The organism is Maribacter taeanensis, assembly GCF_047345145.1.
Classification (GTDB): Bacteria; Bacteroidota; Bacteroidia; order Flavobacteriales; family Flavobacteriaceae; genus Maribacter_C.
The window spans coordinates 105,638-122,427 of sequence record NZ_JBLFER010000003.1 but is presented as its reverse complement, the minus strand read 5'-3'; the positions used below and the strand labels follow the sequence as shown (position 1 = coordinate 122,427).

At 36.8% G+C, this 16,790-nt stretch carries 11 protein-coding genes; 7 read left to right on the top strand and 4 right to left on the bottom strand.

Features of this window, described 5'->3' with window-relative positions:
- Positions 1-114 precede the first annotated feature (114 nt).
- The 4 genes from rpsJ to rpsL are packed head-to-tail and all read right to left on the bottom strand — an operon-like array spanning position 115 to position 3,445.
- Entirely contained in the window at positions 115-420 is a 306-nt protein-coding gene (gene rpsJ / locus ACKWCD_RS12070; RefSeq protein WP_007094989.1) for a 30S ribosomal protein S10, read from the bottom strand.
- Between the two features lie 10 nt (positions 421-430).
- Positions 431-2,563, bottom strand: a complete 2,133-nt coding sequence (fusA, locus tag ACKWCD_RS12065) for an elongation factor G (RefSeq protein ID WP_413984224.1) — start codon at positions 2,561-2,563, stop codon at positions 431-433.
- A 6-nt stretch (positions 2,564-2,569) separates the two neighbouring features.
- The gene (gene rpsG, locus ACKWCD_RS12060; RefSeq protein WP_138656061.1) at positions 2,570-3,046 is read right to left on the bottom strand and encodes a 30S ribosomal protein S7; all 477 of its coding nucleotides are present in this window, start codon (positions 3,044-3,046) and stop codon (positions 2,570-2,572) included.
- A 24-nt stretch (positions 3,047-3,070) separates the two neighbouring features.
- Positions 3,071-3,445: a 30S ribosomal protein S12 gene (gene rpsL, locus ACKWCD_RS12055; protein WP_031445118.1), complete on the bottom strand. Its 375-nt coding sequence runs from the start codon at positions 3,443-3,445 to the stop codon at positions 3,071-3,073.
- A 452-nt stretch (positions 3,446-3,897) separates the two neighbouring features.
- Between rpsL and ACKWCD_RS12050 the strand changes: the two genes are divergently transcribed.
- From ACKWCD_RS12050 to rlmB, 7 genes are all read left to right on the top strand, one after another.
- A complete protein-coding gene (locus ACKWCD_RS12050) occupies positions 3,898-7,155 on the top strand; it encodes a SusC/RagA family TonB-linked outer membrane protein (protein ID WP_413984223.1) in 3,258 nt (1,085 codons plus the stop codon).
- Between the two features lie 27 nt (positions 7,156-7,182).
- Positions 7,183-8,976 (top strand): SusD/RagB family nutrient-binding outer membrane lipoprotein, encoded by a 1,794-nt coding sequence (locus ACKWCD_RS12045; protein ID WP_413984222.1) that lies wholly within the window; start codon positions 7,183-7,185, stop codon positions 8,974-8,976.
- Between the two features lie 19 nt (positions 8,977-8,995).
- Positions 8,996-9,937 (top strand): hypothetical protein, encoded by a 942-nt coding sequence (locus ACKWCD_RS12040; RefSeq protein ID WP_413984221.1) that lies wholly within the window; start codon positions 8,996-8,998, stop codon positions 9,935-9,937.
- Positions 9,938-10,135: 198 nt separating this feature from the next.
- Entirely contained in the window at positions 10,136-11,488 is a 1,353-nt protein-coding gene (locus ACKWCD_RS12035) for an aryl-sulfate sulfotransferase (RefSeq protein ID WP_413984220.1), read from the top strand.
- A 132-nt stretch (positions 11,489-11,620) separates the two neighbouring features.
- Complete coding sequence (locus tag ACKWCD_RS12030) at positions 11,621-14,968, top strand: VCBS repeat-containing protein (RefSeq protein ID WP_413984219.1); 3,348 nt, start codon at positions 11,621-11,623, stop codon at positions 14,966-14,968.
- Between the two features lie 167 nt (positions 14,969-15,135).
- Positions 15,136-15,882 (top strand): hypothetical protein, encoded by a 747-nt coding sequence (locus tag ACKWCD_RS12025; RefSeq protein ID WP_413984218.1) that lies wholly within the window; start codon positions 15,136-15,138, stop codon positions 15,880-15,882.
- Between the two features lie 164 nt (positions 15,883-16,046).
- A complete protein-coding gene (gene rlmB / locus ACKWCD_RS12020; RefSeq protein WP_413984217.1) occupies positions 16,047-16,784 on the top strand; it encodes a 23S rRNA (guanosine(2251)-2'-O)-methyltransferase RlmB in 738 nt (245 codons plus the stop codon).
- Positions 16,785-16,790 lie beyond the last annotated feature (6 nt).

The window sequence follows — 16,790 nt, the reverse complement described above, 5'->3', positions numbered from 1 at the left end:
GACATAAAAAAACAGGGTTAAAAACTAATTCAACCCTGAATTTTGTTTTCTTCCGTTTTTCCCTTGCACGCGGCTCAGGACATGTCACCTATCCTATTCGAATAGGTTTTTCACTTATACTTTTATCTCAACTTCAACACCACTTGGAAGCTCAAGCTTCATAAGCGCATCAATAGTTTTTGACGAAGAGCTATAAATATCCAAGAGTCTTTTATAAGAACTCAATTGAAATTGCTCTCTAGATTTTTTATTTACGTGTGGCGAACGCAAAACCGTAAATATTTTTTTATGTGTTGGCAAAGGAATAGGGCCAGTTACTACCGCTCCGGTTGTCTTTACCGTCTTTACGATTTTCTCAGCAGATTTATCTACTAAGTTGTGATCGTAAGATTTTAATTTTATTCTAATTTTTTGACTCATCTTCTAAAAATTAAGCGGTTACACCTTTAGCTGCCTTAATTACTTCCTCTGAAATATTCGATGGAGTTTCTGCATAGTGCGAGAATTCCATAGTCGATGTTGCTCTACCAGAAGACAATGTTCTTAATGAAGTAACATATCCGAACATCTCAGATAAAGGAACAGTACCTTTTACAACTTTAGCTCCAGCTCTATCGCTCATATCACTAATAGTTCCACGTCTTCTATTCAAGTCACCAACAATATCACCCATATTTTCTTCTGGAGTAATAACTTCCAACTTCATGATAGGCTCCATGATAACAGCACCAGCAGCTTTACCCGCCGCTTTGTAACCCATTTTTGCAGCCAATTCGAAGGAAAGTGCATCGGAATCCACAGGGTGAAAAGATCCATCTTTCAATACCACTTTCATAGTATCCATCTCAAACCCAGCCAAAGGCCCATTCATCATTGCCGCAGCAAAACCTTTCTCAACAGATGGAATGAATTCCTTAGGAATACGTCCACCTTTAATTTGATCAACAAATTGCAGTCCTGTTCCTTCGAAATCATCATCCGCAGGACTCATTTCAAAGACAATGTCACCGAATTTACCACGTCCACCCGATTGCTTCTTGTAAGTTTCTCTGTGCGCAGCCATTTTCGTAAGCGCTTCTTTATATTCAACTTGTGGCTCACCTTGGTTCACCTCAACTTTGAATTCACGTCTTAAACGATCAACAATAATATCTAAGTGAAGCTCACCCATACCAGAAATAATGGTCTGACCTGATGCTTCATCAGTTTTTACTTGGAAAGTAGGATCTTCTTCGGCCAATTTAGCCAAAGCCATACCTAATTTATCAACATCGACCTTAGTCTTAGGTTCAACAGCAATACCAATTACCGGATCAGGAAAGTCCATACTTTCAAGAATGATTGGATGTTTTTCAGAAGACATAGTATCACCAGTCTTAATATCCTTAAAACCTACAGCAGCACCAATATCGCCCGCTTCGATATAATCGATAGCATTTTGTTTATTAGAATGCATCTGATAAATACGTGAAATACGTTCTTTTTTACCTGAGCGGTTGTTCAATATGTATGAACCAGCATCTAAACGACCAGAATATGTTCTGAAAAACGCCAAACGCCCTACAAAAGGATCGGTAGCAATTTTAAATGCCAAAGCAGCAAATGGTTCTTTAACATCCGGCTTTCTACTAATTGCTTCACCAGTATTTGGATCAGTTCCTACAATAGCTTCTTTATCTATGGGTGAAGGCAAGTATCTACATACTGCATCCAATAAAAATTGCACACCTTTATTCTTAAAGGAAGAACCACAAATCATTGGAATGATTGCTCTATCCATAACAGCAGCTCTTAAAGCAGCATGCACTTCTTCTTCAGTAATGGAGTCTTCATCTTCGAAGAACTTCTCCATCAATTCTTCATCATATTCCGCAACAGCCTCAATTAAAGCAGCTCTATACTCCTTTACTTCAGCTTTCATTTCTTCTGGAATGTCAACAACATCAAAAGTAGAACCATAGCCTTCATCATGCCAAACTATAGCTCTGTTCTTTGCTAAATCTACAATACCTTTGAAATCGGCCTCATCACCAATTGGCAAAACAATAGGAACTGCATTCGAACCTAACATTGTTTTAACCTGCTTACAAACCATCAAGAAGTTAGACCCCTGACGATCCATTTTGTTTACAAAACCAATACGTGGCACTTTGTAGTTATCAGCAAGTCTCCAGTTTGTTTCAGATTGTGGCTCAACACCATCAACCGCACTAAAAAGGAATACCAAACCATCAAGAACACGTAACGACCTATTTACTTCAACAGTAAAATCAACGTGACCTGGAGTATCAATAATATTAAAATGAAAACCTTTTGCATCAGCAGTCGGTTTTCCGTTTTCTGTTGGAAATTGCCACTCACAAGTAGTTGCAGCAGAGGTAATTGTAATACCACGCTCCTGCTCTTGCTCCATCCAGTCCATGGTAGCAGCACCATCATGAACTTCACCAATTTTGTGACTAACACCTGTATAGAACAAAATACGTTCTGTAGTAGTGGTCTTACCAGCATCAATATGCGCGGCAATACCTATATTTCTTGTATATTTTAAATCTCTTGCCATTTCTGATTAGAATCTAAAGTGAGAGAATGCTTTGTTTGCTTCAGCCATTTTATGAGTATCGACTCTTTTCTTGACTGCCGCACCTTCCTCTTTGGAAGCTGCTAAGACTTCAGCTGCTAATTTGGCAGCCATACCTTTTTCGTTACGCTTTCTAGAATAACTAATCAACCACTTCATCGCAGTTGAAATTTTTCGGTCTGGTCTTATTTGCATTGGAATCTGGAAGGTTGCCCCACCAACACGTCTACTGCGAACCTCTACGTGAGGCATAACATTAGACAATGCATCCTTCCAAAGCTCAAGAGCTGTTTTTTCTTCGTCGGTCTTTTTTTCTTCTACGATATCAATTGCATCGTAAAACACACTAAAGGCAACCGATTTCTTACCATCCCACATCATCATGTTCACAAAACGTGTAACTAGCTGATCATTAAATCTTGGATCCGGTAATAATGGCCTTTTCTTTGCCTGCTTTTTTCTCATTACTGCTTCTTTACAAAGTTATGATTACTTCTTAGGGCGTTTTGCACCGTATTTAGATCTTCGTTGAGTTCTTCCTGCAACACCTGCAGTATCTAAAGCACCTCTAACGATGTGATATCTAACTCCTGGCAAATCTTTTACCCTTCCGCCTCTTACTAATACTATCGAGTGCTCTTGTAAATTGTGACCCTCACCTGGGATGTAAGCATTTACCTCTTTACCATTCGTCAACCTTACCCTTGCTACTTTACGCATAGCTGAGTTAGGCTTCTTAGGTGTAGTGGTATAAACACGCGTACAAACCCCTCTTCTTTGAGGACACGAATCCAAAGCAGCCGATTTACTCTTCTTAGTAATTGTGACTCTTCCTTTTCGTACTAATTGTGATATTGTTGGCATACCTTATATATGTATAAAACTTTACCCCTGTTTAAGGGTCGGCAAATGTAATACTATTTCATTATATTTCAAATCCTAATGGATTAAATTTCTTTTATTTTTTTTAAACCCAAATTAAACCCACAATTAACCTCAGAATTACATAGTTCAAAAACCGCGAATTCTTAAAACATGTATTACTCTTAATAAATCAAAAAAGTATGTATTCCCCTACCCAATTACTCCAAAAAATGTCAAATTGATCTATTAAAATTCTTTTAATATGTTAAAATCTAGTTTTTTATCAAATCATTAAAAACTCGGCCTGTTACATAATACATTGATATAATAGCAAATTGTTTTATATGTAACCGGCAAAAAAGAAAACCATTCTTAAAGTTTTATTAATATTCTTTTGGATTATTAACATCATTTTATGATTTTTGCGCTTAGCTAATTCAAATAATTTAAAAATGAGAACAAAATTAAATGGAATCTTAACGCTGCTATTAGCGTTTGTTGTGCATTTATCTTTTGCACAAGACAAAACGATTACCGGTACAGTAACAGATCAAGATGGTCTACCACTGCCTGGTGTTAACATCGTTGTAGAAGGTACTACAAATGGTACCCAAACCGATTTTGACGGAAACTACTCTATAAGTGGTAGTGAAGGTCAAACACTTCTTTTCTCTTACATTGGTCAGAAAGACGTAAGAGAATCTATCGGTGCTGGCAGTACTATTAATGTACAAATGCAGGAAGACGCACAGGCTTTGGAAGAAGTTGTGGTAACTGCGCAAGGTATCAAGAGAGAGAAAAAAGCTCTTGGTTATGCGGTGACCTCCGTTGGCTCTGAAGATTTAGAGCAGAAAACGGAAGGTGATGTTGCTAGAGTTTTATCTGGTAAAGCGTCTGGTGTTCAGATAACCGCTGCTGGTGGTGCCTCTGGTTCTGCAACTAATGTGACTATTAGAGGTCTGAGTTCATTCAGCGGTAGTAACCAAGCATTATTTATTGTTGACGGAATTCCGTTCAGTAGCGATACAAATGACTCTGGTAACTTTATTAGTGGTAACACTGGTTCCTCTCGTTTTTTAGATTTGGATCCAAACAACATTGCGAGCATTGAGGTTTTAAAAGGTTTAGCAGCAGCTACGCTTTATGGTACTCAAGGTAAAAATGGTGTTATCTTGATTACCACTAAATCTGGTGGAACTACATCAGGACCAAAGAAAACTGAAATATCTGTAAGCCAATCATTTTTTACAAATGAATATGCTTCTGCACCCGATTATCAAAATCAGTTTGGTAACGGTTTTGATCAAAACTTTGGATGGTTCTTTAGTAACTGGGGGCCAAGTTTTGATAGAGGTGGTACTGCAGGTTGGGGAAGACAGTCAGCTATCGATGAGAATGGAACATTGGAACATCCTTACTCGACTACGAGTGTTGCTTCTACAAGAAATGCATTTCCAGAATTACAAGGAGCGCGTTATGACTGGAAGCCTTACGATTCAGTAGGAGAATTTTTTAGACCAGGAGCGGTTGTTAACACCTCGATAAACATTGGTGGTGCATCAGAAGATGGAAACACAACTTACAATGCGAATATTGGATACTTAAATGATGAAGGTTTTACACCAGGCAACTCGCTATCACGTGTTAACGTCTCATTGGGTGGTCGTGCTAAGTTAAGTAACAAGTTCAGCCTAACGGGCACTATGAACTATGCTAGAACTGATTATAGAACTCCTCCAATCGCATCAAGTAGAGGTAACGGTACTGATGGTTTATCAGTTTATGGTAATGTTCTTTTCACACCTCGAAGTGTTGATTTGATGAATTTACCATTCGAAAATCCAGTTGACGGGTCAAGTGTTTACTATAGAAATGGTAACGACATTATCAACCCAAGATGGACTGCAAAAAATGTTACTTATTCTCAATTAACAAATAGATTCAATTGGAATCTAGGGTTGTCTTATGAGTTAAGCGAAAGTTTGACCTTGAATTGGAGAAGTGGTATGGATTTCTATAACGAGCGAAATGTAAATAGCTCTAACAAAGGAGGAATTCGATTCACAGAAGCTGTTTTTGGTTTCTTGAATACTTTTGACAACAACAATACCATTTGGGATCACTTTTTATCAATTAATGGAAATTATGATCTTTCTGAAAAACTTGGCTTATCATTCACAGCAGGTGCCACATCTAGACAGGATTTTTATGATAGACAAGGGGTAGCAAGTACTGGACAGATTGTTTTCGGAGTTAAAAGACACTTTAACTATGAAAATCAATCACCTATTCAATTTTCTCGAAAGCGAAACATTGTTGGTGTTTTAGGTCAGGCTACCTTAGATTACGATGATTTTCTTTTCTTGAATATTTCGGCAAGAACTGACTGGGTATCAAACTTAACTACAGAAAACAATAGTAAGACCTATCCAGGGGTTAGTTTATCTTTTCTACCAACAAATGCTTTTCCTGGTTTAAAATCTGAAAATGGATTAAACTTTTTAAAGCTTCGTGGTAGTTATGGTACATCTGCTACTTTCCCAACAGGGTATCCTACTATTAATGTTGTTGAACAAAACACACTGCGTTTTAATGACAACTTAAACGGTGGTAGCGTTACTACTAACCAAATTGATAACTTCAGAGCGAATCCAGAATTGAAACCAGAGCTTTTAGAAGAGTTAGAATTCGGATTCGAATCTAAATTCTTAAAAAACAGAGTTTCTTTGGACTTCACATATTTCAAGAGAACTACTAACGATTTGATCGTTACACAACCTCTTGCACCGTCAACTGGTTTTACTTTTACTCAAAGTAACATTGGTGAAATTCAAAATGATGGTATCGAAGCAGATTTAGGTATTGATTTTTTCAAAGGTGAAAATTTCAGCTGGAACTCAAGAGTAAACTTCTTTGCAAACAATGAGGTGGTTACCGAACAAGAACAAGATTTCATCGCTTATGCTGGTTCATTAGCAGTAGGTGGTGGTTTATTCAGAGGTTCCAATGCTGCGATAGAAGGTGAATCTTTAGGTACTATTGTTGGTACTCAAATAGCTCGAGATGCTGCCGGTAATTACTTAGTAAACGCAGGTGGTAGTTATGTAACTGCTGAGCAAGATGCAGATGGTAACATTCCAATTGTTGGTGATGCAATACCAGATTACACAATGAACTTCATCAATACCTTTAGATACAAGAATTGGAACTTAGGTTTCCAAGTTAGTCACATTAAAGGTGGTGATATTCTATCAAGTACAGTTGGTGTATTACTAGGACGTGGTCTTATTGTAGAAACCCAAGATCGTTTGAACACTTATATTCTTCCAGGGTCACTTCAAAGCTCAATTGATGACTCAGGTGTTGCTCAACAGAGTAATGACATTCAAATTAATAACTCTACATATTTCTTCAGTAACCTTCTTTTCGGCCCTACTGAGACAAGAATTTATGATGCTTCAGTCTTAAGATTACAAGAGGTTTCTCTAGGATACACATTCCCAGCTAAAGCCTTGGAAAAGACACCATTTGGTTCTATTACTATTACAGCCCAGGGTTTCAATCTTTGGTATGACGCTTACAACACTCCAGCTGGTGCGAATTTTGATCCGAACGTTGCGGGTGTAGGTATCGGTAATGGTAGAGGTTTTGATTTTATCAATGGACCTAGCTCAAGAAGGTACGGGTTTAGTATAAAAGCTTCTTTCTAATAAAAATTGTAAATGATATATAGAGACATGAAAAAATTAATGAAATATATTTCGATGGTTTTCGCAGCAGTGGTTTTAGTTACTGCATGTGAAACAACTGAACTGGACTTGAGAGTAAGTCCGAATGATCTAGCTGCTGATCAGGCAGATCCGAACTTGCTATTGAATTCGATTCAGTTAGCATATGTTACCAATCAACAAGCATTTAGCGGTCAATCGGCAAGATTAACCCGAATCGATTATTTTGGTAGCAGAGATTACTTTAACGCACTACCTGGTAATACAATGAATGGGGTGTGGTCTAGAACGTACAGTTCAGGAGGAAACGGTGCAGGTGATTTTGTATCTGTCGGAATCTTGACTAACGTTCAGGCACTTGAAGAGCTAAATGCTACTTCTGATACTGATTATTCATTTCACGAAGGTGTTGGTAAGACACTTTTAGCGCATTCACTTTTTCAATTGGTAGATTTTATTGGAGAGGCTGCGTGGTCAGAAGCCGGAAATGCTGCAGAATTTCCAGCACCTAAGCTTGATAGTGGTCAAGAAGTATATGCTGCTGCTTTCGGTCTTCTAGACGAGGCTGAAGCCTTATTATCTGGTTCTCCAGATCCAATCGGAGCCCAGGATTTGTTTTACTCTGGTGATTCTTCAAAATGGGTTAAGCTAATAAATACTATCAGACTTCGCTCTTACAAGAATACAGGTGACACGGCAAGCTTTAATGCTGTAATTGCCGGTGACAACTTTATCTCAGATAGTGCTGATGACTTTCAATTAATTTACGGTAACAGTGAATTACAACCAGATGATAGACATCCGCTTTACGCAGCTAACTATACACCATCTGGAGCAGGAGGATATCGTTCTAATTATATGATGAATCTGATGCTAACGCAAGATGATCCGAGAATTAGATATTACTTCTATAGACAAGTTGGTGCCACACCTGGTGCAGATGCTCCACCAGATGAAGAAACAATTTCTTGTTCGTTATTTACACCTCCTCCACATTATGATGGATTCGTATATTGCGCACCACCTGAAGGCTATTGGGGTAGATCTCACGGTAATGACGAAGGTGGACCACCAGATACGTTTCTAAAAGCCGCAGCAGGTGTTTATCCTGCAGCTGGTAAATTTGACGGTGACTTGTTCCGTAATGGTAACGTGGTATTGGATGACGATTCAGGAGAATATGTTTTTGAATTGGACGAAGATGACAACGGTGTTGGACTTGGCCTTGGAGGCGGAGGTGCTGGTATAGAGCCTATTATTTTAGCTTCATATGTTGATTTTTGGAGAGGTGAAATGGCTGCAACTGATGCCGATAAATCTGCTTTCTTACAAGCTGGAATGGAAAAGTCAATAGCTAAAGTTACTTCATTTGCCGACCCAACTTTTGAGGCTGGTGCTTTACTTGATGATTCTGTGTTTGATGCAACAACAGGGGAGGTAACCACTGCCGTGTTAGCTTCTTCTTTGGTGCCGACAGCTGCTGATATTACTGACTACATCGAGACTACCATAATGCGTTATGAAATGCTAACAGGAGATGACAAAGAAAATCTTTTTGCAGAGCAATATTGGATAGCTATGTACGGTGGTGCTTCAGAAGCCTATAATTATTATAGAAAAACAGGATACCCAACAACTGTATTTCCTAACTGGGAACCTAATCCAGGTTCATTCCCAAGGACTTTATTGATACCACAAAATGAGGTTATTAATAATCCAGGTATAACACAGAGAACGGATCTTAGTACACAGGTATTTTGGGATACAAATCCTGCAGGTCCGGCTTTCCCACCAGCCAATTAATAATTAAAAAAAAATGACAATGAAACTAAATTATAAAATTTTTACAACTATTGCTCTAGCAGCTATTGTATCTATTTCATGTACGGAAGGTGATAAAACCTTTGATGACATTGTAGATGCTGAACAAAGAGGTGCTGTGTTGCGAACTATAAACGTGAACTCCAACGAGCTTCCGATCGGTGTTTCTGATGGATTCTTTGAAGTAGCCTTAGAAGTTCAAGATCAAGAAGATGGAAAGTTAGTCCAGTCCATTGATGTATTCGGTACATTTTTAGATAATACTCCGGATAATGGAAAAGGCGCTACAAGCTCCGAAGCCTTGATTGAGACTTTAAACCCTGCTTCATTTGAACTAGGAGATGCAGGTTTGCCTGTAACCACTTATCGAGTAGAGTTATCTTCTCTTCTTTCAACAACAGGAGTATCTGATGCTGATATTGATGGTGGAGATGAGTTCGCCGTTCGTTTCGAATTAGTTATGACTGATGGAAGAAGGTTCTCAAATGGTCAAAATTCAGGTACACTTACTGGGTCTTACTTCAGTTCACCATTTCGCTACACAGCGATTATTGTTTGTCCACCGAAAGCACCTACACCAGGTGTTTGGACTATCAACATGACCGATTCTTATGGTGATGGGTGGCAAACTGATACCGGAAGCGGTGGTGCAGGAATTACAGTTACTTTGGATGACGGTACTGTTTTAGAAGTTGGTATGTGCTCTCCTTACGGCGGTGCTGCAGGAACATTTTTAGGAGGAGCAGATTGTACTCCAAATGATGGATCTGTAGGAGTGGGAACCATTACGATACCAGATGGTACACTAACTGCAGATTGGTTCTTTCCCGGAGATCGTTATGGAGAAATTGGATATGAAATCCTTACTCCGAATGGAAATGTAGTGGGAGGTTATCAAGGAGTTGAAGCCGGTTCAATACTAATCAACTTCTGTTTGGATTAATCTAAACAATTCATATTAAATTTATAAAACCATCTCGTTTTTAACGGGATGGTTTTTTGTTTCTCCCCATTGTTTCGAATCTCAAAACAGATAGAATCAATTGAAATCAATTCCTTATCGCTAAACCTGCATCTCCAAAATTAATTTGAGCTAATCAATTTCTTTTAAATATATTGTACTTTTATACCAAAATTTAAGATGTTAAAGAATCTCTCTTTTTGTTATTTTTTAAAGTTTCTGCTCGTCTTCGCAGCAGTCAACTTTATACAGTCTTGTTCTAAAGACGATTCACCTAAAGTAGACACTGAAACTTCTATAGAAGATGTGCCTATTCCTGAGGAACCTGAAGAGGAACCAAGCTTTATGCCAGTAGGCTCAGTTGAAGTATTTCTAGATGATAAAGTTGATGATAATTATATTTTAGTCAACGACGCTGCCTCAAATCAAGTCTACTTAATGGACAAAGAGGCTAGGTTACTACACGAATGGTCGTTAACCAATAATATTGGAAATGATGTATTCCTGTTACCCAATGGCCAATTATTAGCATCACTTGAGGCTGATGATCCTCAAATAAAATTAGGTGGCAAAGGTGGAAAACTACAATTAATTGGACCTAATGGCGCAGTGGAATGGGACTATCTCTATTCATCAATGGACAGGGAAACTCATCACGATGCAGAATTACTACCTAATGGTAATATTATTGCCATGGTTTGGACTAAGCATAGTGCAGAAGAAGCACTGCAATCAGGTTTCATGTTTGAAACCGATGTTTTTGTAGAATCAATTATAGAAATTGATCCAAATACTGATGAAATTGTTTGGGAGTGGCATTCATGGGATCATATAGTGCAAGATCACGATTCCACAAAAAATAATTACGGCAATATAGCAGATCACCCTGAACGTATTGATGTTAATTACGTACCAATGTCAAATGCTTCAACCGAAAGCGATGGAGATATAATGCATGCAAACGGCATAGCTTATGATAAGCTTAATGATGCTATTTTATTAAGTGTCAACTTCTTTTCTGAAGTTTGGGTTATTGATCATAGCACCTCTACAGAAGAAGCTTCAACAAGTAGTGGCGGTAATTATGGCAAAGGCGGAGATCTGATTTACCGATTTGGTAATCCAGAAACCTATAAAAACACCTTTGGTGAGCGGCAGTTTTACAACAACCACTTCCCCAATCTTCTTAAAGGCATGGATCTTGGCAAATTACTTATCTTTTCGAATGGATTCAATATTGAACAATCTACAGTATACGAACTGGAATTACCAAGCGAATATGACTTGAAACCGGATAGAGATAATGAATTGAATATACTATGGTCTTATACAAATCCTGATTTATACTCGGGTAAAATATCGGGAGCAGTTACCCTTCCAAATGGCAACGTACTTATTACAGAGGGTGATTTCGGGTTTTGGGAAGTTACACGTGAAAAAGAAGTAGTTTGGAAATTTAGCGCCGAAGGATTTTTTTGGAGAGGTTATTCTTATGCCAAAGACGCACCTGAAATAAAATTGCTAGGACTTTAATACATTGAAAAAGAAGATAGTGAGGCTTAATGATTATTAACTCATACACTACCAAAGGAAAATCAACTATTTTATTTGCCTACATTAGCCATTAACACTTGAAAACACTAATGGCATGATGAAAATTTTGTTATGAAAAAGAATATACTTCTAATCATTCTATCGGCACTAGGCTTTACTTCTTGTAAGGAAACCAATAAAAACAAATTAAATTCTACTCCAAGTACAAATACAGAAATTGCTCAACAAAAAGTCTTTCAAAAAATTGAAGCAGTCCATTCTGGCCTAAATTTCGAAAACAAAATAATTGAAGATGTTTCCACTATGGAAAATCTTTTCAACTACGATTATTTTTATAATGGAGCAGGTGTAGGTGTAGAAGACATCAATAATGATGGATTACTTGACATATTTTTCTGTGGCAATCAAGTACCAAATAAATTATTTCTAAACAAAGGTGATTTTGTCTTTGAAGATATTTCTGAAAAAGCACAAATCAATAAAAATAAAAATTGGTCAAATGCTGTGACATTCGTTGACATCAATAATGATGGTTGGATGGATATCTATGTCTCACAAGGCGGTCCGAAATCAAGGCCGGATAGAAAAAACTTACTATTTATAAATCAAAAAGACGAAACTTTTGTAGAAAGTGCAGATGAATATGGTTTGGCCGACATAGGAATAAGCACTCAGTCAGCTTTTTTCGACTTTGACAAAGATGGTGACTTAGACTGTGTCGTAATGAACGAGAATGAGCTGTATGGTGTAGATCCGATAAACCTTTACAAATTGGCTAACGCAAACTCAGAGAACCAATACTTTAATTCATCACATTTTTATCGAAATGAAAACGGTAAGTTTATCGACTACTCTGAAGACGCGGGTATTCAACGCCCGATATTTGGACTTGGTTTATCCATTTCAGACATAAATCAAGATGGTTGGCTAGATTTCTACATTGCTAGTGATTATTATATACCAGATGCACTATTCATAAATAATCAAAAAGGTGGTTTTGATGATAAGATAAAAGAGTTTACCAATCAAGTATCTTTCTATGGTATGGGAATGGACATTGCTGACCTAAATAATGATGGTTTACAAGACATCTTTGTTCTTGATATGGCCGCAAACGATCACGTAAGATCCAAAACACTAATGGCTTCAATGAATACAAAGCGCTTCGACTACTTGGTAAAAGAAGCAAAGTTTCATCATCAGTATATGTACAATTCTCTGCAATTGAATACTGGACTTAATAAGTTTTCCAACATCGCACAAGCAACGAAAACTGCTAACACAGATTGGAGCTGGTCAGTACTCCTCAACGACTTTGACCAAGACCAAGACAAAGATATATATATCACCAATGGGTATCGTAGATACGCTCTAGATAACGATTTACAGAATAAGGTCTACGCAGCTAAAATGAAATACAAGAACAATGTGCCCTTAGAGGTTAAAAAGAGTCTTTATGATGAAATGCCGTCAGAAAAACTTCAGAACATACTTTTTGAAAATCAAGGAACCCTGAATTTTGAAGAAAATGCAAAGAGGTGGGGCCTTGATCAATTTTCTTTCAGTAATGGTGCTGCAACAGGCGATTTCGACAATGACGGAGATCTAGATCTTGTAGTTAATAATTTAGATGAAAACTGTTTCCTATATAAAAACACAACAGTAGAAACCAATGGAGGGAATTATTTAAAAGTTAATACCATAGGTAAGCTATCTGAATCATTTGCCAAAGTAAAGATTGTATATGGTGAACATAAACAGCTAATCGAAAACAGAAGGGTTCGTGGTTATAGATCGTCGCAACAGACTGCTGCCCATTTTGGCCTGGGTGATGTTAATAGTATAGATACAGTGATTGTTTCATGGCCCAATGGAACTATTGAAGAAAAGTATAATATTGCTTCAAATTCCGAGCTTTTTTTTAATGAAGAAGACGCAGTAAAATCCAAAGCACTATCGAAAGCGAAATCTAAGCCATACTTTAAAGAAGAGAGCGCTTCAAATCTTGGAATTGAGTTTGTACACAGAGAAAATCCTTATGATGATTTTGAAACAGAAATCTTACTTCCATATAAACAATCAAGTCTTGGCCCCTATTTTTCAAAGGGAGATTTAAATGGGGATGACCTAATTGATTTTTACGTCGGTGGAGCATCAGGTCAATCGGGAGCACTTTATTTTCAAACCAAAAACGGGAAGTTTAAGAAGTCAACTCAAAAAGCAATTTCTCAGGACAAAAATTATGAAGACCTTGAGTCTCTAATTTTTGACTGGGACAATGATGGTGATAAAGACCTATATATTGTAAGTGGTGGAAACGAATTTCAACAACATTCTTCGTTTTATGCCGATAGGTTATACCTAAATGATGGAAATGGTAATTTCTTTCGCGCTGCCAGTGCAGCACTTGAAAAATTACCAAAAAATGGAAAAACAGTTACAGCTATAGATTTTGATCAAGATGGTGATCAAGATCTTATTATTGGTAACCGTGCCATTCCGCAAAAATATCCAAACCCCTCTACCTCATCAATTTATGAAAATATAAATCATGAATTTGTTGATGTTACAGAAAAAGTAGCTCCTGAATTTCTTGAATTTGGTATAGTTAACAAAGTAATAAGTACAGATTTTGACAATGATGGCTGGCAAGATTTTATTGCAGTTGGTGAGTGGACCGGTATCGGTATGTTTCGAAATAATAAGGGCTCTTTCAAAAACATATCAGATTTAAGCAAAGATATTAGCGACTTGAAAGGATGGTGGTTTTCAGTAAGTGAGACAGATGTTAATAATGATGGGTTAGCTGATTACCTAGTAGGCAATGTAGGTACTAATCTTAAATTTGACGCAAGTGCCAAAAAACCGTTTAAAGTTTTTGCTAACGACTTTGATGATAATGGAACCCAGGATATAGTATTTAGCAAACAGTATCAGGGAGAATATGTACCTGTAAGGGGTCGTGAATGTTCTTCTCAACAAATGCCGTTCATCCAAAAAAAATTTAAAACCTATTCTGATTTTGCCAATGCAAACTTAGAAGACATCTATGGAGTAAAGCTAAAGACCGCTTATGAGGCAGAGGCTAATGAATTTAGATCTCTTGTTTTAATCAATTTGGGTAACAACAAGTTTCAGCATTCTTTTTTGCCATCTGAAGCACAATTTTTTCCATTACTCCAAAGTATATTTATTGATCTTAACAATGATGGTTTTGAAGATGCTGTTCTTGGAGGAAATATTTATAACACCGAAGTAGAGACTCCAAGATTAGACGCTCTATCAGGTTTAGTTCTATTATCCAATGGAAAAGATGGATATGATGTGACGTCTCATTCTAATTCTGGCATCTTATTTGATGGAAACATCAAAGACATGATATTTTTAGAAGTTAATAAAAGTCAACGGCTATTAGTCTCACAAAACAACGGAAAAATACTCTCTTTCAAAAAGAATTAGACATAGATTTTTTCCTTTGCTAATTAAATTTTAAGAATATTATACGATCCAAAGTACCCTGCCCTATCTTTTTAGCAATTTGTCTAAAATAGATGTTAAAAAAATTGATATTTGGGAGACGTGGCATAAATTAATTATCTTGCATTATTATATAAATTTTATTTAACATGAAAAAGTCATTATTTCTATTATTTACTTTCTTTGCGGCATACACTATGAGTGCCCAAACAACTGGCCAACTAGCTACATACACTTCATCACGTGGTGATGGTGGTGTGACAGATGCTCTTTATAATTATTCTGCTGGATCCCTTTCAGAAAAGTATTCTGAAAAATCTGTTCTTGAAGATGAGAACATTCAAGGATCTCCATATACTTCAAATGTATTCTCACCAACTCCACTGTACTATAAAGATGAAAAAGTTGGAAATATCTTCTTCAGATACAATGCATTAAATGAGGAGGTTGAAATAATGAAGGCCAATGTAGAAGGTGAAGCTATACGAAGCTTAGCTAGAGATAAAGAACTTAATATACGCCCTAATGGTAAAAAAATGAGTTTCAAAACCTTTGTTACTTCCAAAAAGAGAACGACTAATGGTTATCTTACAGAGATAGTGAATGGCGAAGAATATGATCTTTTTAAAAGAATTCATGTGAAATTCACCGAAGGAACAGCTGCTCAAAACTCTTTTGTAGCTGCAATTCCTGCAAGATTTACAAAGTTTACCGAATATTATATGCAGAAAAAAGGGGTAAACAGAATCGATGAGGTATTACCAAAAAAAGGTAAACTTTTAAAACTTTTAGGTGATTCCCAAAAAGAATCTGTAAAGAATTATTTGAAAGAAAATGATTTAAATATTAAAAACGAAAGTGATTTAATTAAGGTTTTTGAATTTTTAAACCAATAAATTACATTACATCTTTTAACCAAAACTGCTTACCTTAAGGTAAGCAGTTTTTTATTGCAACATTTTACGAATAAAATGTTTAGGGATAGCCAAAATTCCAAAATAGTTTAAAACTTCAAAACCGTGCTCGCAATGAGGATGGTTTTTTATTTACCTTTAGCCATATGCATAAAACCAGTCAAATATATGGTATTCGAGCCGTCTTAGAAGCTATCAACTCTGAAGAATCAATAGATAAGATATTTATACAAAGAGGGCTTAAAAGCGACTTATCACAAGAATTAGAATCTGCAGTTCGTAAGAATCAGATAAATATATCTTACGTACCTATTGAAAAGCTAAATAGGTTAACTAAAAACAATCATCAAGGAGTAGTTGCAAATATTTCGCCCATCAGCTTTCACCAGCTTGAGGAATTGGTTGAAACCGTTTTGGAGTCCAAAAAACTACCCTTGTTTTTATTGCTTGACCAACTTTCTGATGTCCGTAATTTTGGAGCTATCATTCGAACTGCCGAATGTACGGGCGTTGATGGAATTATCATTCAAAAGAAAGGTGCAGCCCCTGTAACTTCAGATACGGTTAAAACTTCAGCTGGAGCAGCTTTTAAAGTTCCTATTGCTAAAGTTGATCATATTAAAGATGCTGTATTTTATTTGCAAGCATCTGGAATTCAAGTTATTTCAGCGACAGAAAAAACTGAAAATACGATTTATGACGTATCATTCAATGCTCCTATCGCTATTGTAATGGGTTCTGAGGATAGAGGAATTTCTCCATCTATTCTAAAAGCTTCAGATCAAATGGCTAAGCTACCTTTACTAGGTGAAATTCAATCATTAAATGTCTCGGTAGCATGTGCCGTTTTTCTCTATGAAGCGGTAAGACAGCGAATGAAGTGATAAATT